We start from the raw sequence: 21,137 nt of genomic DNA, 5'->3' as shown, positions 1-21,137 counted from the left end.
CAAAGGCAATGTCCCCTTTTCTTTTGTCTTCCCCTTTAGTATAACAAATAAAGGTTATTCAGGTAAAAATGGGAATCGTTATATTTTTTTACTACTTAATACAACCCCGCTCACTACATATAAGATAGATGCAATATAAAAAATCGTGCCGATCGTAAAGAAATCTACTAAATATCCTGTTGCAATAATTGCTACTGCTCCTCCAATCGATGTCCACACATGATATTTTCCAATCTCATAACCAGCATTTTCTTGTACAACTTTTCGTGCTAACGATGTTTTCTCCGTATTACGCTGCACAGCCCCTAAAATACCCATTAAAATTTGAAGAATGTATACATGCCATACTTCTGTTGCAATAGGAAAACAAAGCATTAATATCGCCATGGACCAGGCGTATATAATTAATAACTTTCTATCACCTACTCTATCAGAGATTCTTCCAATTAACGGATATACTAGAGCTGAAGTTAAGGCAAATAAGCCATATGCCCAGCCAAACTGTGAGAAGCTATTTCCAACATTCCGAAGCAATAGAATGTAAAAAGGAAATACCATACTTCCAGCCATCATAATAATGCTTTGTGAAGCTACAAATCTTCTATATGTCATTTCGTATACTCCCTATAAAATAAATTCACAAATCTCTCTTTTGGATCCGCTTCTTTTTTCTTCTGAAGAAATTCTTCTATACGAGGATATGCTCTCCTTAACTGTTCTTTCGATGGATAAGAATAATACGGTAAATAATAACTACCGTTATGCTTTAACGTAACATCAATCATCTTCTGAATAACATTTTCTGTTTTCTTTATCTCATGTTCAGAACGCCCTTGATTAATTAAAAGAACCAGTGCAAACATATCATCTTTCGCATAGGATAAAACTGCATTTTCATTCTTTTCCACGTAACGAACCGTAATATTGAGCAAATTAAACTCTTCCTCATTTAATACGTTACGTAAATCATCTATGTATTCCGTGAAAGAATCTATAGGCACAAAATATTCTTGTAACACCTCTGTCCTATTCGGATTTTCATATTCCATAAAGGTACTATCTGACCTCATAACATTATTTCGCGTCTCATACTTTCCATCTGTACGTTCAAAATAACTTCTTTGTATATCCCAAAACGTATCTTTTCCCCAATCACTATAGCGTGATAATCCAAGTAAAAATTTAGGCGCTGCTATAATAGTTTCTTCTTTTAATTTACTATATTCCTCCCTCATATTTTGATTTTTTGCCAATGTATAATCTGTCACATACATTTCTCTAAAAAATGAATTTGGAGCAACAGAAATACGAGCTAAGTGCATACGAACATTTTCATCTTTTTTCACTTTCTCTTTGAAATAAGACGTGTATTCTTTATAATCTAGCATTTTCGTGTGCGTTTCATATAATTCATCATTTGTTAACTTTAAGGTCACATCTAAAATGACACCAAATAACCCGTAACCGCCAATGACATAAGGAAATAAATCTGCATTCTCTTCTCTACTTACATTACGCACCGTACCATCCGCCATTAGCAATCTAAACGACTCTACTGTATCAATCAATGCTTCATGACGAATATCACGACCATGTACATTTACACTTAATGAACCGCCAACCGTAAAAATATTTTGAGATTGCATAACTTGAACCGCAAGACCATATGGATTTATTTTCTTCTGAATATCATTCCACGTGACACCACTTTGAACTGTAATGCGCTTCTTCTCTGGATCAAATTCTAATATTTTATTATACCCTTTCATATCAAGCATCGTACCATGTGGATAATATGTCTGCCCGCCCTGACTATGTTGCATACCAGCAATAGAAATCTTCTCTCCAGAAACATTCGCATCTTGCACTAATTTTATTAACGAGTGCTCATCCGTAGCACTTTCAACACGTTTTATTTTTGTCGGAAGCAATTTACCTACATCACTCATAATAGGATGATCCAGTTGTTTTTTATATGTATGTACAGACGTTGCAAGCAAAACGGTATACGCTACAATGGCCACTACTATCTTTCTTTTTTTCAAATGACACTCTCCTTGTTTGAATTTCTTTCACTACATATTGTACCTATTTTTCTAAGAAGAAAATATGTTAGTAACGAAAAAAAGAGAGATGCCCTTGCTTTTTGGGGCATCTCTCTTCAAATCAATCAATTCGTTGCTGGCAACTGTATTGGATCAAATTTTTCATACGATGTATATTTTATATCCGTCATAAAGTGTGCTTTCTCCTTACTATTTCTACTCACAACTATATCCAATCTCAATGATTCATATTTAAAATCTTTTGTAATCATATATTCTGCATCTATCTCTTCTACCTTTGCATTTTGTGCTTCTAATGCTTTCTTCTGTGTTTCACCTATACTACCTAAAATACTCTCTGCATCTTTTCCTTTTAACCTGAGCTTTAATTTATATTTGTCTCCGCTTTTTTCTATCTTCATTTTTTGTACAATTTCTGGCGGGATTTCTACATTCTCTTTCACACTCTTGGCTGCATTCATCCCACTAATATTTAATTTCTCCTCTGGTATAGATATAACTTCACCTGTATTAGGATTCTTCACTTGACCAACAATATGATCCTTTACACCATAAATGATAATGTCCGTACCCGAAACATTCATTTCAGCACGAGAACTCTTTGTTTTTGGCTCTATTTGTATTTTAGCCTTCACTATACTCAGTTCTTGTCCGTCAGCCTTTATGTCCATATTCTGCATCAACGTTACATACTCTTCATTTTTTAAGTTTTCATACGCCTTATTAAAAACATCTTTTGCCGCTAATTCCTTCTCTTTCTTTACTGATGCCGTTTTGGGTCCATCCGTCTTCGATACTTTATCACTACTACACCCTACTCCTAAACCAATTGTAAGTAACAAACTAGAAGCTATCATGATTTTCTTCATAAAAATCCCCCTTTACCAAATAATACCACCCGCTTTTCTTTTAAATCCATATGATTTTCAATTTCATTATTTAACATGTTTGATGAAAATTTTAAATAGGATATAAATAACAACAACTAAATTCAGGAGGTCATTATGAAAGCAATCATTTGCACAAAGTATGGACCACCTAATGTTCTTCAGCTTCAAAATATAGAGAAACCTATACCTAAAAAGAACGAAGTATTATTCAAAATTCACGCAACGAGTGTAACGACTGGAGATTGTAGAATACGTGGCTTTAATAGCCCTCTCTTATTTTGGATTCCTATGCGGATCATATTAGGTTTTAGAAAACCGAGAAAGCCTATACTCGGTGTAGAGTTATCCGGCGAAATCGAAGAAATAGGAACAGATGTAACTCAATTTAAAAAAGGAGATCAAATTTTTGCATTAACAGAGCTTAATGTCGGTGGTTATGCAGAATATACATGTGTACATGAAAGTGGATTAGTAGCATTAAAACCTACCAATGTAACGTATGAGGAAGCAGCAGTTATTCCCTTTGGCGCAACTTCGGCACTACACTTCCTAAGAAAGGCCCGTATAAAAAGGGGACAACAAGTACTAATATATGGCGCATCTGGATCAGTAGGAACAGCTGCCGTACAACTTGCTAAATATTTCGGCGCAACCGTTACAGCTGTTTGTAGTCATTCAAATTTTGAACTAGTGCAATCTTTAGGGGCTGACAAGGTAATCGATTATATGAAAGAAGATTTTACTAAGCGGGGGGAATACTATGATGTTATATTTGATGCTGTTGGAAAACATAAAAGATCCCTTGGAAAAAAAGCATTAACGCCTACTGGTGTATATGTATCTGTTAATGGCATGATGGCAAAGGTCAGTAAAGAAGATATGTTTCTACTAAAAAAACTAACTGAAACAGAAAATTTAAAGCCTGTTATTGATAGAACTTACCGGTTAGAAGAGATTGCTGAAGCCCATATGTATGTAGAAAACGGGCATAAAAAAGGGAACGTTTCGATTATCTTAAAATAAAATATATAAGATAAAAAAAGAAGGTATCTCACTAGAGTGAGATACCTTCTTTTTTTATCTTTTAAATCCACCTTCTGAATGAATAACTTGTCCCGTAATCCACTCTGCTTCTTCACTTACTAAAAACTTAATGAGCCTTGCTGCATCCTTTGGTTCACCAATTCTTCCAAAAGGAAACATTGGCTTTAATCCTTGCTTTATCTCTTCATTCATCCAGCCTGTATCGGTTGGACCTGGGTTAATTGCATTCACTGTTATTCCTAAATGAGCTACCTCGGCTGACAACGAACTAGTAAGAGCATCAATAGCTCCCTTCGTTGTTGCATACGCCAGTTCTCCAACCATAGGTCCTTGAAATTGCCCTGAAGTCATATTTACAATTCTACCACCAGATTTCTTATCAAATCCTCGGGCAAATTGACTACTTAACAATGTAGTCGCACGAACATTGACCATGTAGTGCTTATCCAGATCTTCAGCAGTCAAATTAGAGAAATCATTATTCGTAGAATACGCTGCATTATTAATTAATATATGAGGGTAGCCTAGTTGTTCAGTAACTTTATTTATAAGCTCTTTCGGTGCATCATTCTGAGTTAAATCTAACTCCATACTCGATACTTTCACACCGTTTTTTAGCAACGCTTCTTTTAATTGTATTTGTTCATTTTGATCAACGCCCCAAGGCATCTCTTTATCGTAAGCTGTCCAATACGTAAAAAATATATCGTATCCTGCTTCAGCTAATTCTTTACAAATTGCTGCGCCTATACCATCTAGACGACTTACTCCTGTAACAACTGCTACTTTATGTTTTAATTGATTCATCATATACTCCTCCAATTTTAAAGGACGCATATTTTATATAAGAGATATGAATTTCCCCACATAAGTATAATATCCTTACAAAAGGGATGCACAAGCCAAATATGCAGTCCTTGCATGATTTATAGATAGCTAAATAACCCCTCACTTATGAGAGAAAAATTCATCTATCTAATTTCGAATCATTACAAGTTCATCCACATATTGAGTCCTTGTCTCCTTTCCATATATCTCTATTTTTATCATACCAATATGATGCAGTATTTTAAATGATAAAAACAAATATTCCATGTTGAACTCCTATTAATTTCATTACATTCTAATATCAAAATAATAAAAATAATCAGAAAAAATTCTGGTAAATATTGACTAACCTTCTTATAATAAAATGTGGGGCTAATGTGAGAGTTTAGTTTTAAACAAATAGGGGGAAGAAACATGTCAAAAAAATTACTTTCTTTATTTTCTGCAGTAATCGTAGCAGCTTTTGTAATAACCGGCTGTGGTCAAAGCGATACGACAAATAAAGAACAAAAAGAGAATGCAGCAAAAGAAAGCAAAACGGAAAAATCGGATACAACGAAAGAAAGTAAACCTGCTGAAAAAAAATCCGAAGATAAAAAAACTGAAGATAAAAAGCCTGAAAATACAACTACTGGCTCAAACGACTACGCTAAGCTGATTTCCTATATGGAAAAAGAAACAGGTGGTAAAACAAAAGTTCTTTTTGAAAATAAGGAACCACAAGTCTATAAAGCTGAAGATGTTTCAGTATCAATGAACAGTTATACATTAGTTGAATTAAATGGATTCCATACGGACTTTAACATTCCATTTAACCGCCAAACAGAGGGCGGAGTCATTCTTGTAAACTATAGCGTAAAAAATAGTTCAGCTAAAGATATTTATTATATGCCAGCATTGGACATGTCATTTACTGGTGCTCAGAAAGTATATAGTAACTATAAAGACTTAATTCCAAAAGAAGATCAGCTACCAACTAAGCTTGCTCCAACGAATGATTACTTAGTAAAAGCAGGAGAAACCATTTCTGGTTATATCGCGTATCCATTCGGAAAAGATGATCTAGCGAAAATTTCAAGTCTCTCAACAGTCTCAGTCACAGTCCCAACTGCACAAGCTAATAAAGGAAAATTCGATGCTCCAATCGGAAGCCCTGGAAGCTTTTCATTAAGTTTAAATAAACAAGGTGCTGAAAAGGTTGCAACAGATAAAACTTTCTACCAAGATAAAGCTACGGCTAATAACATGGGCGATAAAAAAATGTTAAAAGAGAAATCAAGTATTAATAACAGCCAAGAATTAGGTGCTGTTCATGTTACATTAGACGGATACCAATTTACTCAATTCACACCGAATTCCGTCGAAGCTCCACGCTTTGCAAATTTCAAAAATGGTATTGTTCTATTAACGGTGAAATTCAAGCTTGATAACAAAGATACTCAAGACGTTTCACTATCTCCTATAAGCTCTACATTGAGAGTGAATGATGGTACACAATATACGATTAATGAAGGTATGCTATTAAATTATGACTATAATGCTTCAGTCAAAACAGGAACATCTGGAGAGTTACTACAAGTATTTATTTTAGATCAAGAGCAGTATGAAAAGATTTGGAAAGACAAAAGCTTTGAGATTGAGTTAGGACCTATGAGAAATAAAGAAGCTAAAGATATTTCACAAGGTAAAAAAGCTAAATTTACATTACCTAAATAAATTACTAAATATATAATAGAAAAGGCATATAACATATGATTGTTATATGCCTTTTCTATTTGTATAAAGAACAAAACTTTAATTTAAGTGTATACATTTATCATTACCTATCCGTTGTATAAGTGTAGGGAGGAAAAGTGATGGGAAAAGAAAATATATTAACCTCCTATCTTATCAATCTAGGGGAGGAAGTGTTCAAACTACTACTAGCGAAAGGGGCTATAAAAGAAGATGCAGAAGACATCATCCAAAATACCTTCTATAAAGTATACACATTGCTAGATAATCTAACCGAGAGTAACATACGTCCATGGTTTTTCAGAGTCGCATTAAACGAATACATTGACTTGAAAAGGAAAAAAGAGCACCAAAACATCTATTTAACTGAAGAGATTTATTCGAAATTACAATATACAGACCGAGAATTAGACGCTGTTTTAAATAAAGATGAGATTTTCTATCTATTAAAAGATATAAAACTAGAACATAAAGAGGCCTTCTTTTTAAAGTACTACTACAACTTTTCATATGAGGAAATCGCCCTAATACTAGATATTCAAGTAAACAGCGTCAAACAAAAGTTACATCGTGCACGTAAAGCAATTCACTCAAAAATAGGAGGAAAACCTTAATGGATACTTCTTTAAAAGATGCATTAAAAAAAGCGAAAAGGAAACAGTTACTTAAAATCATCATTACTTCTATTATCGTTGTAATCATGCTTATCCCTATAATTTATAAAGTTGGCAATTACTTTGCAGCGAAAAGCTCTACGAAGCTTCACGAACGACTCTTTTTACATAACGACATTGCAGAACCGAATGTACAAATTGATTCTCAAGTAACGATTAATTCATCCATGTTTGGCGGCAATATTATATCAAATCGTTCTAAAAATATTAATGGCTACGTAGTCCCGTGGAATACATTAACAAGCTCCTATGGTTGGATCCGCATCAATATCGATTCCAATGAATTAACGCCTGGTTTTTATTGGTCCAATAAAGAGTTCTATGAGTACGATAAACAAACAAAGAAAAAATTTGCAACATTTTATAATCCGGCTATTAAGGAATATTTTGATGGTGTCCAAAATGAATTAGGGGAAGTTTCACAAATGAACAACTATGTTGCCGAAGTTGCTATCTCTTTCAATCAGCCCTACACACTACAAGAAATTAAAGAAAAAATTCCAGACAACTTAAACATTGTATGGTTATATATGATCTCACCAATTGGAGATGAAAGCAAAGGACCTGCTGGTATGCCCGTTTATGGATTTAATCCAGACAAGTCCCCTGAAGAAGCGTACAAAGATTTCGTTGATTCACTTAACCAATACGATGACGATGGAGATGACGAAACTATCCAGAGGTTTTTAAAATCAAACAAGGGCAAACCATTTGATCAAGTGAAAATCTTAGGGGTTATGCTAACAGGAAAAACAGAAAACTTTAAGGCATTAGAAAACCAAGACTTTATTCGCGGTGCTTCTGTAGGCGTTACTGCACAAGTTGTTCCTTATATAAAACCGGAGAAATAATAAGGAAAAGACAAGATAAACTAATAGTAGCTAGTTAAAAGAACGTACATGAAGGGCGCTACCTATTTTAGTGGAGAGCTCCCTTTATGTATTATTCACCCTCCAAACAATACATTTCCAAATACTTTATGTACAAATGAAAAATCACAATTTTTGTTCACACTTTATCCATTGTGAATCTTTTCACAATGGATATATAATAAACTTGTAAATACAATATTGGAGGGATTTCAATGGTTATCAATTTTTTAAGAACTGATAAACGTGCTACTTTCATGTTATTATTTTTACGACTTTACATAGGGTATACATGGCTCGCTGCTGGAATCGGCAAAGTCTTTGGACAATCTTTTGACGCAAGTGGTTTTCTAAAAGGTGCTATTGCTCAAGCATCAGGTGACCACCCTGCAGTACAAAGTTGGTGGGCAGATTTTCTTCAACATTTTGTTCTTCCAAACGCAGACCTATTTAGCTTTTTAGTTCAATGGGGAGAAATTTTAGTAGGTCTAGGTTTGATTTTAGGCGGCTTAACAAAAACAGCTGCATTTTTCGGAATCATAATGAATCTTTCATTTTTATTAAGCGGAACTGTTAGTGTAAATCCAAACCTGCTTATTTTGACTATGTTCATTTTAGTTGCAGGACAGAACGCTGGACGTATTGGATTAGATGGCTATGTTTTCCCAAAACTTTTCCGTAAAAACAACCACGGAACATATAAATTAAGTAAAACTGCGTAGTAACGTAACGGTTTACTCTTAAAATATAAATAAGAAAAAGAGCCTGAGTATAGGCTCTTTTTTATTTACTCCAAATTTAAACTCTTAACGAACCACGAAAACCTCTGGCAGCATAATAAGAGTCTGCCCCATTGTGATACACGAAAACGTGTCCGAAGCGATAATCACAAAATAGAGCACCACCGAGTTCTCGAATATCTGAAGGTGTTTGTACCCAGCTTGATGATTTCGTATCAAAATCCCCAAGTTTTTGCAATTCCCGATATTGTTCTTCCGTTAATAGTTCAATGCCCATAGCATTTGCAACATCGATAACGTTATTTTCTGGTTTATGTTTTTTTCTTGCCTCTAACGCTTCAAGATCATAACAAAGACTTCTGCGCCCTTTAGGGCTCTCCTTTGAACAATCATAGAAAGTATACTCGTCCTTCTCTTCATCATAACCAACAACATCCGGCTCACCGCCAGTTACTTCCATTTCGTTAATTGACCATAATTTTTCATTATTAGTAGCTAGCTTCTCTTCAACTTTAGCCCATTCAAGGCCTTCATGGCGATTCATGTTTTTCTCAAAACGAGCTTGTAATACTTTTAATAGTTCTTCACGTTGTTCTACAGATAACTCATTTTTATTCGCTGTCATATTCGTCCTCCAAATTACGTTTCCTTATAATCATAATGGTTTGCATACAGTTTACAACAATCTGACCGGATTACACAACGAAAAATCCCTGTACGAATATCCATTATATAGTACGAAATCCCTCCATACTTCCTCCAAGAATATAGTGGGAAAACCACATAAAGTTCTGATTCATAATGGCTACATTCATTCCTGGCTGATTAGAACTATATGCCATTCCTTTAAATATAATTAGTTCTGCATCAACTTCCATATCTCTTAATCCTTCATATAGCTCATATGCATTTGTAATTGGTATTCTTGCATCCTTTTCGCCATGTTGGATTAAGGTAGGCGTACAGGCTGATTTAATATACGTCATTGGTGATGTCTTCGTATAGATCTCCGGTTCATTCCATGGAGTATTTCCTAAATGCATTTTAATAAAATAAGGGATATCTGTATTTACATAATGAGTACTCCAGTTGGTAATTCCGCCTCCAACTGAGATAGCTTTAAATCTATCACTAAATGTAGAACAGAAAGCTGATATATATCCTCCGTTACTCCATCCCATAACTCCTACTCTATCTTTATCTACAATCCCTTTTTCAACAAACTGTTCAATCGGATATTTCTCATTGAAGCAGTCTGAAAATATCGGAAAGGATGCCCAAGCCGGACCACCATGGATTACTACTAATAAGGGATATTTTTTATTGGCATCAAAATTTACTGGCGTTGTTAAAATACCCTCTATTTCAAGACCATCACTACTTTTCCATGAGATGATTTCCCTGTTACTTTTAAGCTTCCCGTCGAAAAAGCTATTTTCATTCGTTATTTTTTTATCATCCAAATAGATTTCAAAAGTTTCATTTGTTATAGCCTTATTATAGGTTATATGATTTCCATCTCTTGTTATAGAAGCATCCATTATAAAGCCATCTATTTTGTCGCTTAATGCTTTCACAGTGCCATCTTCAGCTAGTAATCCAATACGATAATTCGTTTTATCCTGCCATCTAATTAAAATTCCTTTAGCTGTCCACTGTAATGGCATAACCGTACTATCAAAGTTTGTTAAGGGCTGAATTACCTCTCCAGTATGCATATCATATATCTCTAATGTACTCTCTTGTATATGGTTTCTATAATACTCCTTCTCTCTTATGCTTGCTGCGTAGCACATTTTACTGCCCTCAGGAGAAAAGCAAACGCTCCCGCCCAACAACTTATCCATATTCATTTTTTGTAGTTCTCCAGCTTCAACATCTAATATGTAGAGATCACCATTCATATGATCATTTATAATTGGTGTAGCCATACATACAACCTTTTTCCCATCATTTGAAATATCAAAGTCATGGATATAAAAATCTTTACCATCAGTTAATTGATAAACACCGTTACTCTCTCGTTCCTCTTTATCATTTTGTATCACTTTTTCTATTTCAATGTAGCATAAACAATTATTCTGATGTTCCTTACCTACATGTTGAAAATCTCCATATAGCTCCTTACGTTTCTTTATTTCCTCACATTCTTTTGACTGTGTAATATAATAAAAACCTTTACCGGTAGGATCCCATTTGAATGTACTGATCCCTTCTTCCTCATTAGTAATTTGTGCCCCACCGTAACCATCTAATGACTTAACGAAGATTTGACTTTTCCCATTACCAACAGGGCTAAGGTATGCAATATCCCTAGAATTTGGAGACCATAATGGGCATGTACTATCTATATCCCCATTTGTTAATGGATAACTTTGCCCTTTACCTTTTTCATATATCCATACATGATTTCTATATGTATTGTCTTTCCAGTTAGCTGTCCTCTTAACAAATGCTACATTTTTGCCATCATCGCTTATATTGGTACTTGATAAGGTTGGTAATGAAATAATCTCTTCTATACTTAAATATGTTTTTTCTTTCACGTTCATTAATAAGCCCCCTTGTAATACCTAGTAATCTATCCCCTCTTCTTTTCATAATAAAGGAAATTGTTCACGAATACTTAAAATGATAATTAAAAATTCAGATAAAAGAAAGTAGTACTTTAGTAGCGTACGGGCATCCTAACTTTCTCCTATCGATTTTAGATGTTCTTTTTAACACAAAAATCCCCCTTTAGATACAATATCTAAAAGGGGGACAAATTTGTAAATTTATTTTAAAGCTATAACTATATTTATTAACCTACCAATCTCCTACTCAACCGTAACAGACTTAGCTAAGTTACGTGGCTTATCAACATCACACTCGCGGTGAAGTGCTGCGTAGTATGAGATAAGTTGTAATGGAATAACTGCTACTAGCGGTGCTAGCGCTTCGTGTACAGCTGGTAATACGAAGCTGTCACCTTCCATTTCTAAGCCTTTCATTGAGATGATACATGGGTTAGCTCCTCGTGCTACTACTTCTTTCACGTTACCACGAATTCCAAGGTTTACGTGCTCTTGTGTAGCAAGTGCGATAACTGGTGTACCATTTTCGATTAAAGCGATTGTACCGTGTTTTAATTCTCCTCCAGCAAATCCTTCTGCTTGGATGTAAGAGATTTCTTTTAGCTTTAACGCACCTTCTAATCCTACGTAGAAGTCTACGCTACGTCCGATGAAGAAGCAGTTACGCGTTGTTGCTAAAAATTGTTTTGCTAATGCGTCCATTTCTTCTTTTTGATCACAAAGTTGTACCATTGCATTTGCTACAAGTCCTAGTTCGTGTGTTAAGTCAAAACCAAGAACTTCACCTTTTGCTTTAGCAATATCTGCAGCTAAAATTGAAAGTACTGCAAGCTGTGCTGTGTAAGCTTTCGTTGATGCAACTGCGATTTCTGGTCCCGCGTATAACGGAAGTGTATAATCCGCTTCACGAGAAAGTGTAGAACCAGGTACGTTTGTAATCGTTAATGCTTTATGACCCATTTCATTTGTTTGTACAAGTACTGCACGGCTATCAGCTGTTTCACCACTTTGTGAAATGTAAATGAAGAATGGTCTTTCTGTTAATAATGGCATGTTATAAGAGAATTCACTTGCTACATGCACTTCAACTGGCATTTTTGCAAACTTCTCGATAAATTGTTTTCCAACAAGACCTGCATGATAACTTGTTCCACATGCAATGATATAAATACGATCGCTATCTAAAATCGCATTGCGGATGTCTTGATCTAATTCAATCTCGCCATTTTCATCTTGATACTTTTGAATTATATTACGGATAACAAGTGGTTGCTCATCGATTTCTTTAAGCATGAAATGAGGGTATGTTCCTTTTTCAATATCACTTGCGTCTAATTCCGCTGTAAACGGTGCACGTTCAATCGTTTCACCTTGTAAGTTTTTAATTGTAATACTTTCTTTCGTTACAATTACAATTTCTTTATCCATTAATTCAATAAATTGATCTGTAACTTGTAACATCGCCATAGCGTCGCTCGCCACAACATTAAAGTTGTCACCAACACCTACTAATAGCGGGCTTTTGTTTTTAGCAACATAAATCATGTTTGGATTTTCAGCATCAAGTAATCCGATTGCATAAGAGCCATGTAAAAGAGATAGCGTATTACGGAACGCTTCTTCTACACTTAGTCCTGTGCTCACTTGTTGTTCCATAAGCTGTACGATAACCTCTGTATCCGTTTCACTTACGAACGTTACATCTTGTAAATATTCCTTCTTCACTAACTCATAGTTTTCAATTACACCGTTATGAACTAGTGTAAAACGCTTTGATGTACTTTGATGCGGATGCGCGTTTACTTTGCTCGGAACACCATGTGTAGCCCAGCGTGTGTGACCGATTCCCACGCTTGTTGCTACGTTCTCATCTACGATTTCGCGAAGTTTTGCAATACGGCCTTTTTCTTTGTATACAACAACACCGTTCTCTGCTTGTACTGCAATACCTGCTGAATCATATCCACGATATTCTAGCTTTTCTAAACCTTTTAATAAAATTTCCTTTGCATCTTGCTCTCCAATAAATCCTACGATTCCACACATGTTTAGTCGCCGTTACAAATGCTTACACTGCTCTGCGAACATGTAACGACATAGTCCGATACCATTTTTATTTATACTAAAAAACGGATTACATATTGCTAGCCCTGTAAGCTTGTAACGGCTTTCACCTTCCTCTCGATTGGGTTTAAGTCCGTATATACTTATACAGCTAGTTTGTATCCGTTCCTTTTCTCTCATCACACTTTCACCTTTGTCCACTAAGTCACCTTAATGATTTAAGTAAAAGCTTGCGGTTGTGATGAACAACCGGGAGCCATCCGCCGAAATCTCGATAAACCCCACCTCGTCAACTACACTACTTGTAGTTCTGGCGCTTCTATAATTTACAATATTTCCTTTGAGAAAAAGAACAAGACCATCTTATAACAAACATGGATAAACCGTCAATGAAAATTTTTTCACCATCTATAAAACATATGAAAAAGGAGCACTTATTGTGCTCCTTTTCAATAAATTTATTAAATTATTCAGCGCCAACTTCCGCTTTCACAACTTCTACAATGCGATGTACATATGCATCACAAACTTCTTGTGTTGGTGCTTCTGCCATTACACGAATAAGTGGTTCTGTTCCAGATGGACGAACAAGAATGCGGCCATCACCGTTCATTTCTTCCTCTACAACACGAATAATTTCTTTAATTTTTTCGTTTTCTAGTGCTAGTTTTTTATCTGTTACACGAACGTTTACTAGTAATTGCGGGAATTTTGTCATTTCTCCTGCAAGCTCAGATAATGGTTTTTTCGTCATTTTCATAATGTTTACAAGTTGAAGTGCACTTAACATTCCATCACCAGTTGTAATGTAATCAAGTAAGATAATATGTCCTGATTGTTCTCCACCTAAGTTGTAACCTCCGCGCTTCATTTCTTCCATTACGTAGCGGTCACCAACTGCTGTTTTATCACTTGTAATACCGTTAGCTTCAAGTGCTTTGTAGAAACCTAAGTTACTCATAACTGTTGAAACAACTGTATTGTGCTTTAGTTGACCAGTTTCTTTCATGTACTTTGCACAAATAAACATAATTTGATCGCCATCAACGATGTTTCCTTTTTCATCTACAGCGATTAAACGGTCACCATCACCATCGAAAGCAAGGCCAATATCAGCACCTTTTTCTTTTACTAATTCAGCTAATACTTCTGGATGTGTAGAACCTACTCCATCGTTAATGTTCATACCATTTGGTGAAGTTCCCATTGTTGAAATATCAGCTTCTAAATCAGCAAATAAGTACGGAGCTAAAGAAGATGTAGCACCATGCGCACAATCTAAAGCGATATGCAAACCTGAGAAATCTTCCTCTACAGTTTGTTTAATGTATTGTAAATACTTTTGTCCACCTTCAAAATAATCACTCACTTGCCCAAGGTTCGTACCTGTTGGACGTGGTAATTCATCCACTTCTTTGTCTAATAAAGCTTCGATTTCTGCTTCTTGCTCATCTGTTAATTTAAAACCGTCTGAACCGAAGAATTTAATTCCGTTATCTTGTACTGGATTATGAGATGCAGAAATCATAACACCAGCTTGTGCATCTAACGCTTTCGTTAAATAAGCAACACCTGGTGTAGAAATAACACCAAGACGCATTACTTCTGCTCCAGTTGATAATAGACCTGCTACTAAAGCTCCTTCTAACATATGTCCTGATATACGTGTATCACGGCCGATAATTACTTTTGGACGGTCTGTATCTTTTGTTAATACATAACCACCAAAACGTCCAATTTTGAACGCTAACTCAGGTGTTAACTCCTGATTCGCAACCCCGCGTACTCCATCTGTACCAAAATATTTACCCATTATGATTCGCTCCTTTTTCTGGCTCTTTTTGATTATCTACTGTTGGCTCTTGGCTAGTTTCTTTATCTTTATTTTGTTCCGGTTCCTTCTCCTTCTCCTTTTCCTTTTCTGGATCAGGCTTAGGTTCAGGTTCAGGATTTTTTGGTTTTTCAGTTTGATTATCTTTATTATTATTTGAATTTGGTTGCTCACCGTTACCCTGTACTTCTTTATCAGGATTTTCTTTCTTCACAATTGTGACTTTAGCACTTTTTTGTTTTGGCTCTATTGAAATATTACCAGGGCCACTCACTTGAATAGCAACATCCTTCGTCCCAGGAGACACATTTTGTAGATTAATCACTGCTGTTATTTGAGCAGCTGTTATTTTATCTACTATACTTGTTTCTCCTGAAATATCAACGCTTATCTTCCCATCTTGCGGCGAAAGTAACTGGGCCGTAACGTCTTTAGAAAGTCCATTTTTTTGAATTGATATACCATCAATCGTTCTTGTTTTCGTTTGTTTTGCTTTTTGTACGCCTACTGAAACCTTTACTTGATTTGGCTTCGCACTTGTTACACCCTTTGGTAATAAAACAGAGGTATCGAATGTTGTAGACTCTGTCAATTGACTAAGATCTACTTCGACCCCCTCTATCGATTGTATATTATCCAATATATCTTTTGGACCTGCTATCGTTACTTCTCTCGGCTCAACGCTAACATTTGTAACGGCCAATCCTTCCGGTAAACTCCCCTTTTTCGCATATGTTATAGGAACAGTTTTTTCAGTATTATTGGCCGTAGCTTGCGTCGCCACATTCAACGTTACACTAATTTTAGATGGACTTGTTCTTACATTTAAACGTTTGCCTTCTTTATTGTATAATGTCACTTCGGGTGTTTTTGTAACAGTTTTATTAACACCTTTTAAATCAACATACGCCTTAGCAGATGAAATACTTTCAATTTCTTCTTTCGTCCCAACTACCTCAACCGTATCAGGTTTAATGTTTGATTTTTCGAGCGTAGCACCAGCTGACATCTGATCCTCATTTGATAATTTCAAGTCTACATGAACATATTTTCTCGCTTTTTCATGAAGAGTAATTTTAATTGTTGATGGCTGAACTGTTCCTTTCACATCATCTGGAAGTCCATTCGTTTTCAAAGAAACTTCATACGTTCCTTTTTCGCTACCTCTCAAATCAACTGGTATATCAAATTGTTTTTTCGCTTTTGCCGTAGCAACTGCTGCCTTTGGACCCTCTAACTTCACCTTAACGCCCTCTGCCGGAATACCACTTACAATATATTTCTCTTCATCATACTTAACGTTAATAGCATAATTAGTTAATGTTTCTTTCGCATCATTTGCAAAAGGTAGTATCCCCGATGTCGTATTTTTTTCAGTTAAAGTCGCTGACATAAAAAGCATACACGCCAATAGTAATGAGATCCCCTTTAAAAACCAATGATTCTCCATTAACTTATCCATGACGCTTTCTCCTCCAATTCCATAAAGACGAAGAAGTCGTTTTTTCGTTCGCACTAAATTCAGCTAACAACATATCTTTCAGTTGTTCTGTCTTCAAATCACGATGCAACTTACCATTTTTCGTTAAAGAAATTTGGCCTGTTTCTTCCGACACAACTACTGTAATGCTATCAGTAACTTCACTAACTCCCATTGCAGCGCGATGCCTAGTTCCTAACTCCTTAGAGATAAATGGACTTTCTGATAACGGAAGATAGCAAGCTGCTGCTTTAATGGTACTTCCTTGCATAATTACTGCTCCATCGTGAAGAGGTGTGTTTGGAATGAAAATATTAATGAGTAATTCCGATGATACGTTTGCATTTAGCGGAATACCCGTTTCTACATAATCACCCATACCGGTCTCTTTTGACAAGGTAATTAATGCACCAATTCTACGTTTTCCCATATATTCCGTTGCTTTCGCTATCGCTGTTGCAACCATTTCAGGCTCATCATCCTCATGAGTTCCAGTACGCGAAAATAAACTCCCGCGTCCTAGCTGCTCAAGCGCTCTTCGCAATTCTGGCTGGAAAATAATAATAACGGCTAAAAATCCCCACGTTAATACTTGTTCAGTTAGCCAATATAGCGTTCGCAATCCAAGGAAAATACTGATCATCCGAACGACAATAATAACTGTAATCCCTTTTAAAAGTTGAACAGCTTTCGTCCCTCGGATTATGAGAATTAGCTTATATATAATAAACCATACAACGGCAATATCTAATGCCGTACTAAGATATTTCAAAATGGTCGTATCTTCAAAAGGCATGCTAACCCTTCCTCCTACTTACGAGCAATTCTATCCATATATTGAAATATTGTTTTATGCTCTATCTGTATGTATTTCCAACAACTAGTTAATTATACCATACATGAAACAAACGACAATTACAAACAACCCCCTTTAGTCTAAATTGGTAAGATGTCAAACATTCTTATCGTACAGTATAATATAAATCATTATTATACGCTTATTTTCAAATAAAAAAAGCAACTTCTCAGTTGCTTTTCTTACATTTATTTTAGTTTTTCACCGAATAAAGAACCCATTAAAGCAACCGCTGTTGTTGCCGTTCTATTTCGCTCATCTAAAATCGTATTTACCTCAACAAACTCGGCAGATGTAATAATATCAGCTTCCGCTAACATCTCCATTGCTAAATGACTTTCACGATAAGATAAGCCACCAATTACAGGTGTTCCAACTCCTGGTGCATCATGAGGATCAAGACCATCTAAATCTAATGATAAATGCACACCATCAGTATGAGATAAATACGCGATTGTTTCTTCCATAACAGCCGTCATACCCATACGATCAATCTCGTGCATTGAAAATACTTTAATACCTTCATTTCGAATAAAGTCTTTTTCTCCTTCATCTAATGCACGTGCACCGATAATTACAACATTCTCTTTTTTCACCTTTGGATATGCCCCGTATAAATCTACAAGCGCCGGATGTCCATACCCTAAACTTGCTGCAAGTGACATACCGTGAATATTTCCAGATGGTGAAGTTTCTTCTGTATTTAAATCGCCATGTGCATCATACCAAATAACACCTAGGTTTTTATAATGTTTCGCAACACCAGCTAATGTACCAATAGCGATACTATGATCGCCACCTAATACAAGTGGAAAACGTCCTTCTTCTATAATATGATCCACCTTACTTGCTAATTCGTTACATACAGTTGCAACTTGTGTAAGGTTTCTTAAGCTTGTATTTACATCTACTTCTTTTTCTCTCTCTATACATATATCTCCCATATCTTTAACGTCATATCCAATTTCTTCAATTCTTTCAATTACACCTGCATAACGGATTGCGCTCGGTCCCATATCAACCCCACGACGCATCTGTCCTAAATCCATTGGAACTCCAATAACTGAAATTTCTTTTTTCATAGATAGTATCCCCCTTTTGTGCCTTCACTAAATATTTTAAATCTTTTATATAGTCTGACTCAACTCGACATTTTTCTGTATGGATATACAAATTATTCACTTATATTCGCTTTGAAATCCAAATTTTAAGACTATTCCATGTATAAAGTTAACTTAATGAAGCAACTACTATCATTATTATTAGATAATAATAAAAAACACTCCCGCATTTAGAAGTGTTTTTCTGATGCTATTTTCCACACTGCTGCAATATTCTTTGCTGTCATTTCAATATTCTCTTCTGCTACTTTATATGCCTCCTCTAATGTCGTCGGACTTGTTGTAATACTAAATACTGCATCAATTCCTTTTCCATGAACAGCCGAGTAATTCGGAGATACTGATCCCCCAATCGCAATGACAGGAATATGAAAAAGCTTTGCACGCTCCGCAACACCTACTGGGGCCTTTCCATATGCTGTTTGTTCATCTATTCTCCCTTCGCCAGTTATAATTAAATCTGCACCTTCTATATGCTTATCAAAATTTGTATAATCTAATACAATTTCAATTCCCCTCCGCAAGCTTCCCTTCAGCACTGCAATAACAGCTGCTCCCATACCTCCTGCAGCTCCTGCACCAGGTATTTTAGATACGTCGCAAAATAGGTATTGTTTAAGGATATGCGCATAATGCTTTAAATTCTCATCCAGCTCTTTCATCATCTCTTCATCCGCACCCTTTTGTCGCCCAAATACGAAAGATGCTCCTCTTATTCCAACTAACGGATTATCTACATCACATGCTGCTTCTATCTTTATATGCTTTAAGCGTGAATCCATTTGTGAAAAATCAATAGAGACAATCGAATGTAACGTTCCACCAGACGGCTCTATTACTTCTCCTTTTCCATTTATAAACCTGACTCCTAAAGCTGACAACATACCCGCTCCTCCATCATTTGTAGCACTTCCTCCCAGTCCTAAAATGATATGCTCAGCTCCTTCGTCTAGCGCATGTAGTATAAGTTCTCCTGTTCCTTTCGTCGTCGTAATAAGTGGGTTTCGCTTTTTAGCTGGAACGTGTTGTAAGCCTGATGCTGCTGCCATTTCAATAAACGCTGTCTTTTTATCTTTAGACATACCGTAAAAGGCTTGTACGCTCTCTCTAAGCGGTCCTGTCACATGAAATGATATAATCCTCCCGCTTGTAGCATCAACAAGGGAATCAACCGTTCCTTCCCCTCCGTCTCCAATTGGTATTTTTACATACTCTGCTTTAGGAAAAATTGCTCCAAAACCTCTTTCAATAGCTTCACATACTTCTATAGCTTTTAAGCTTTCTTTATATGAATCAGATGCAATAACAACTTTCATAATTATCCCCATCCTTTATTTTCACGTTTTCTCCATTTTAAATGACAAGTATGAAAGTTGTCTTTTTAAACACAAAAAAGCTTACATCATATGATGTAAGCTTTCTCTATTAGATGGAGCCTAGCGGGATCGAACCGCTGACCTCCTGCGTGCAAGGCAGGCGCTCTCCCAGCTGAGCTAAGGCCCCTTAGTAATTAAGCGGAAGACGGGATTCGAACCCGCGACCCCAACCTTGGCAAGGTTGTATTCTACCACTGAACTACTTCCGCGAAAATGGTGAGCCATGAAGGACTCGAACCTTCGACCCTCTGATTAAAAGTCAGATGCTCTACCAACTGAGCTAATGGCTCGTAAATGGCTGGGCTAGCTGGATTCGAACCAGCGCATGACGGAGTCAAAGTCCGTTGCCTTACCGCTTGGCTATAGCCCATTAATATTTACTAGTATGGTTATCTTTTCAAAAAAATAAACCCTCTCAGGTTATTTTAAAGAAAATGGTGGAGGGGGGCAGATTCGAACTGCCGAACCCGAAGGAGCGGATTTACAGTCCGCCGCGTTTAGCCACTTCGCTACCCCTCCGACATTTAAAATATATATGGTGGAGGATGACGGGATCGAACCGCCGACCCCCTGCTTGTAAGGCAGGTGCTCTCCCAGCTGAGCTAATCCTCCAAAAGTGGTGACCCGTACGGGATTCGAACCCGTGTTACCGCCGTGAAAGGGCGGTGTCTTAACCACTTGACCAACGGGCCAAAAAAGTTTTAAACCTATTCCCAAGCTTCCAACCGGGCTTGAACCGGTGACCTCTTCCTTACCATGGAAGTGCTCTACCAGCTGAGCTATGGAAGCATAATGGCTCCGCAGGTAGGACTCGAACCTACGACCGATCGGTTAACAGCCGATAGCTCTACCACTGAGCTACTGCGGAATAATATTAGCCTGGCAACGTCCTACTCTCACAGGGACAAGGTCCCAACTACCATCGGCGCTAGAGAGCTTAACTTCCGTGTTCGGTATGGGAACGGGTGTGACCTCTCTGCCATCATTA

General features: G+C 36.4%; 18 protein-coding genes, 9 tRNA genes and 1 rRNA gene. 5 read left to right on the top strand and 23 right to left on the bottom strand.

Annotation, left to right across the window (positions count from 1 at the left end):
* Nucleotides 1-78: 78 nt before the first annotated feature.
* From ACTFRN_RS24855 to ACTFRN_RS24845, 3 genes are all read right to left on the bottom strand, one after another.
* Entirely contained in the window at nucleotides 79-612 is a 534-nt protein-coding gene (locus ACTFRN_RS24855; protein ID WP_000222354.1) for an MFS transporter, read from the bottom strand.
* Nucleotides 609-2,045 carry an FAD-binding oxidoreductase gene (locus ACTFRN_RS24850; RefSeq protein ID WP_124878431.1) on the bottom strand — a complete coding sequence of 479 codons (1,437 nt, stop codon included), beginning with the start codon at nucleotides 2,043-2,045 and terminating at the stop codon, nucleotides 609-611. The genes ACTFRN_RS24855 and ACTFRN_RS24850 overlap by 4 nt, the downstream gene beginning before the upstream one ends.
* 125 nt (nucleotides 2,046-2,170) lie before the next feature.
* Complete coding sequence (locus tag ACTFRN_RS24845; RefSeq protein ID WP_014893374.1) at nucleotides 2,171-2,935, bottom strand: DUF6612 family protein; 765 nt, start codon at nucleotides 2,933-2,935, stop codon at nucleotides 2,171-2,173.
* Between the two features lie 135 nt (nucleotides 2,936-3,070).
* On the opposite strand from ACTFRN_RS24845, the gene ACTFRN_RS24840 reads away from it, so the two are divergent.
* The gene (locus ACTFRN_RS24840) at nucleotides 3,071-3,979 is read left to right on the top strand and encodes an NAD(P)-dependent alcohol dehydrogenase (protein ID WP_088106199.1); all 909 of its coding nucleotides are present in this window, start codon (nucleotides 3,071-3,073) and stop codon (nucleotides 3,977-3,979) included.
* Between the two features lie 54 nt (nucleotides 3,980-4,033).
* Here ACTFRN_RS24840 and ACTFRN_RS24835 read toward each other — a convergent pair whose 3' ends face one another.
* Nucleotides 4,034-4,810 (bottom strand): SDR family oxidoreductase, encoded by a 777-nt coding sequence (locus ACTFRN_RS24835; protein WP_014893375.1) that lies wholly within the window; start codon nucleotides 4,808-4,810, stop codon nucleotides 4,034-4,036.
* Nucleotides 4,811-5,242: 432 nt separating this feature from the next.
* On the opposite strand from ACTFRN_RS24835, the gene ACTFRN_RS24830 reads away from it, so the two are divergent.
* The 4 genes from ACTFRN_RS24830 (at nucleotide 5,243) to ACTFRN_RS24815 (ending at nucleotide 8,827) form a co-directional block, all read left to right on the top strand.
* Nucleotides 5,243-6,544 carry a DUF5068 domain-containing protein gene (locus ACTFRN_RS24830; RefSeq protein ID WP_000038595.1) on the top strand — a complete coding sequence of 434 codons (1,302 nt, stop codon included), beginning with the start codon at nucleotides 5,243-5,245 and terminating at the stop codon, nucleotides 6,542-6,544.
* A 140-nt stretch (nucleotides 6,545-6,684) separates the two neighbouring features.
* Nucleotides 6,685-7,176: an RNA polymerase sigma factor gene (locus ACTFRN_RS24825; RefSeq protein ID WP_000514145.1), complete on the top strand. Its 492-nt coding sequence runs from the start codon at nucleotides 6,685-6,687 to the stop codon at nucleotides 7,174-7,176.
* On the top strand, nucleotides 7,176-8,087 hold the full coding sequence (locus tag ACTFRN_RS24820; protein ID WP_000381487.1) for a sigma factor regulator N-terminal domain-containing protein: 912 nt from the start codon (nucleotides 7,176-7,178) through the stop codon (nucleotides 8,085-8,087). Before ACTFRN_RS24825 ends, ACTFRN_RS24820 begins: the two co-directional genes overlap by 1 nt.
* Before the next feature lie 233 nt (nucleotides 8,088-8,320).
* Nucleotides 8,321-8,827, top strand: coding sequence for a DoxX family membrane protein (locus ACTFRN_RS24815; protein ID WP_000236371.1), 507 nt, complete (start codon nucleotides 8,321-8,323; stop codon nucleotides 8,825-8,827).
* Nucleotides 8,828-8,903: 76 nt separating this feature from the next.
* On the opposite strand, the gene ACTFRN_RS24810 is transcribed toward ACTFRN_RS24815, so the two are convergent.
* The 19 genes from ACTFRN_RS24810 to rrf all read right to left on the bottom strand — a co-directional run.
* The gene (locus ACTFRN_RS24810; RefSeq protein WP_074568396.1) at nucleotides 8,904-9,470 is read right to left on the bottom strand and encodes a DUF4256 domain-containing protein; all 567 of its coding nucleotides are present in this window, start codon (nucleotides 9,468-9,470) and stop codon (nucleotides 8,904-8,906) included.
* A gap of 103 nt (nucleotides 9,471-9,573) precedes the next feature.
* Nucleotides 9,574-11,397, bottom strand: coding sequence for a S9 family peptidase (locus ACTFRN_RS24805; RefSeq protein WP_074568395.1), 1,824 nt, complete (start codon nucleotides 11,395-11,397; stop codon nucleotides 9,574-9,576).
* 267 nt (nucleotides 11,398-11,664) lie between these two features.
* Nucleotides 11,665-13,467: a glutamine--fructose-6-phosphate transaminase (isomerizing) gene (glmS, locus tag ACTFRN_RS24800; protein WP_000334168.1), complete on the bottom strand. Its 1,803-nt coding sequence runs from the start codon at nucleotides 13,465-13,467 to the stop codon at nucleotides 11,665-11,667.
* Between the two features lie 12 nt (nucleotides 13,468-13,479).
* Entirely contained in the window at nucleotides 13,480-13,665 is a 186-nt protein-coding gene (locus ACTFRN_RS24795) for a hypothetical protein (protein WP_001208183.1), read from the bottom strand.
* A 286-nt stretch (nucleotides 13,666-13,951) separates the two neighbouring features.
* Entirely contained in the window at nucleotides 13,952-15,298 is a 1,347-nt protein-coding gene (gene glmM / locus ACTFRN_RS24790) for a phosphoglucosamine mutase (protein ID WP_000521482.1), read from the bottom strand.
* Nucleotides 15,291-16,778, bottom strand: coding sequence for a CdaR family protein (locus ACTFRN_RS24785; RefSeq protein WP_074568394.1), 1,488 nt, complete (start codon nucleotides 16,776-16,778; stop codon nucleotides 15,291-15,293). The genes glmM and ACTFRN_RS24785 overlap by 8 nt, the downstream gene beginning before the upstream one ends.
* A complete protein-coding gene (gene cdaA / locus ACTFRN_RS24780) occupies nucleotides 16,771-17,592 on the bottom strand; it encodes a diadenylate cyclase CdaA (RefSeq protein ID WP_001115703.1) in 822 nt (273 codons plus the stop codon). The genes ACTFRN_RS24785 and cdaA overlap by 8 nt, the downstream gene beginning before the upstream one ends.
* Before the next feature lie 248 nt (nucleotides 17,593-17,840).
* The gene (gene rocF, locus ACTFRN_RS24775) at nucleotides 17,841-18,734 is read right to left on the bottom strand and encodes an arginase (RefSeq protein ID WP_000711566.1); all 894 of its coding nucleotides are present in this window, start codon (nucleotides 18,732-18,734) and stop codon (nucleotides 17,841-17,843) included.
* A gap of 209 nt (nucleotides 18,735-18,943) precedes the next feature.
* Nucleotides 18,944-20,089: a glycerate kinase gene (locus ACTFRN_RS24770; protein WP_000869572.1), complete on the bottom strand. Its 1,146-nt coding sequence runs from the start codon at nucleotides 20,087-20,089 to the stop codon at nucleotides 18,944-18,946.
* A gap of 114 nt (nucleotides 20,090-20,203) precedes the next feature.
* A tRNA-Ala gene (locus tag ACTFRN_RS24765) sits at nucleotides 20,204-20,276 on the bottom strand.
* Between the two features lie 10 nt (nucleotides 20,277-20,286).
* A tRNA-Gly gene (locus tag ACTFRN_RS24760) sits at nucleotides 20,287-20,358 on the bottom strand.
* A gap of 5 nt (nucleotides 20,359-20,363) precedes the next feature.
* Nucleotides 20,364-20,439 (bottom strand) — tRNA-Lys (locus ACTFRN_RS24755).
* 5 nt (nucleotides 20,440-20,444) lie between these two features.
* Nucleotides 20,445-20,519 (bottom strand) — tRNA-Gln (locus ACTFRN_RS24750).
* A gap of 65 nt (nucleotides 20,520-20,584) precedes the next feature.
* Nucleotides 20,585-20,668 (bottom strand) — tRNA-Tyr (locus ACTFRN_RS24745).
* 17 nt (nucleotides 20,669-20,685) lie between these two features.
* Nucleotides 20,686-20,761, bottom strand: a tRNA-Val gene (locus ACTFRN_RS24740).
* A gap of 5 nt (nucleotides 20,762-20,766) precedes the next feature.
* Nucleotides 20,767-20,841: transfer RNA gene (locus ACTFRN_RS24735), tRNA-Glu, on the bottom strand.
* Nucleotides 20,842-20,865: 24 nt separating this feature from the next.
* Nucleotides 20,866-20,938: transfer RNA gene (locus ACTFRN_RS24730), tRNA-Thr, on the bottom strand.
* A 4-nt stretch (nucleotides 20,939-20,942) separates the two neighbouring features.
* Nucleotides 20,943-21,017: transfer RNA gene (locus ACTFRN_RS24725), tRNA-Asn, on the bottom strand.
* Nucleotides 21,018-21,026: 9 nt separating this feature from the next.
* Nucleotides 21,027-21,137, bottom strand: a 5S ribosomal RNA gene (gene rrf, locus ACTFRN_RS24720); the annotation flags it as partial.

Origin of the sequence: Bacillus cereus group sp. MYBK245-2 (assembly GCF_051916145.1) — a bacterium.
Classification (GTDB): Bacteria; Bacillota; Bacilli; order Bacillales; family Bacillaceae_G; genus Bacillus_A; species Bacillus_A pacificus.
Note: the sequence above shows the minus strand (reverse complement) of the source record. Positions and strands in the feature narration are given on the sequence as shown.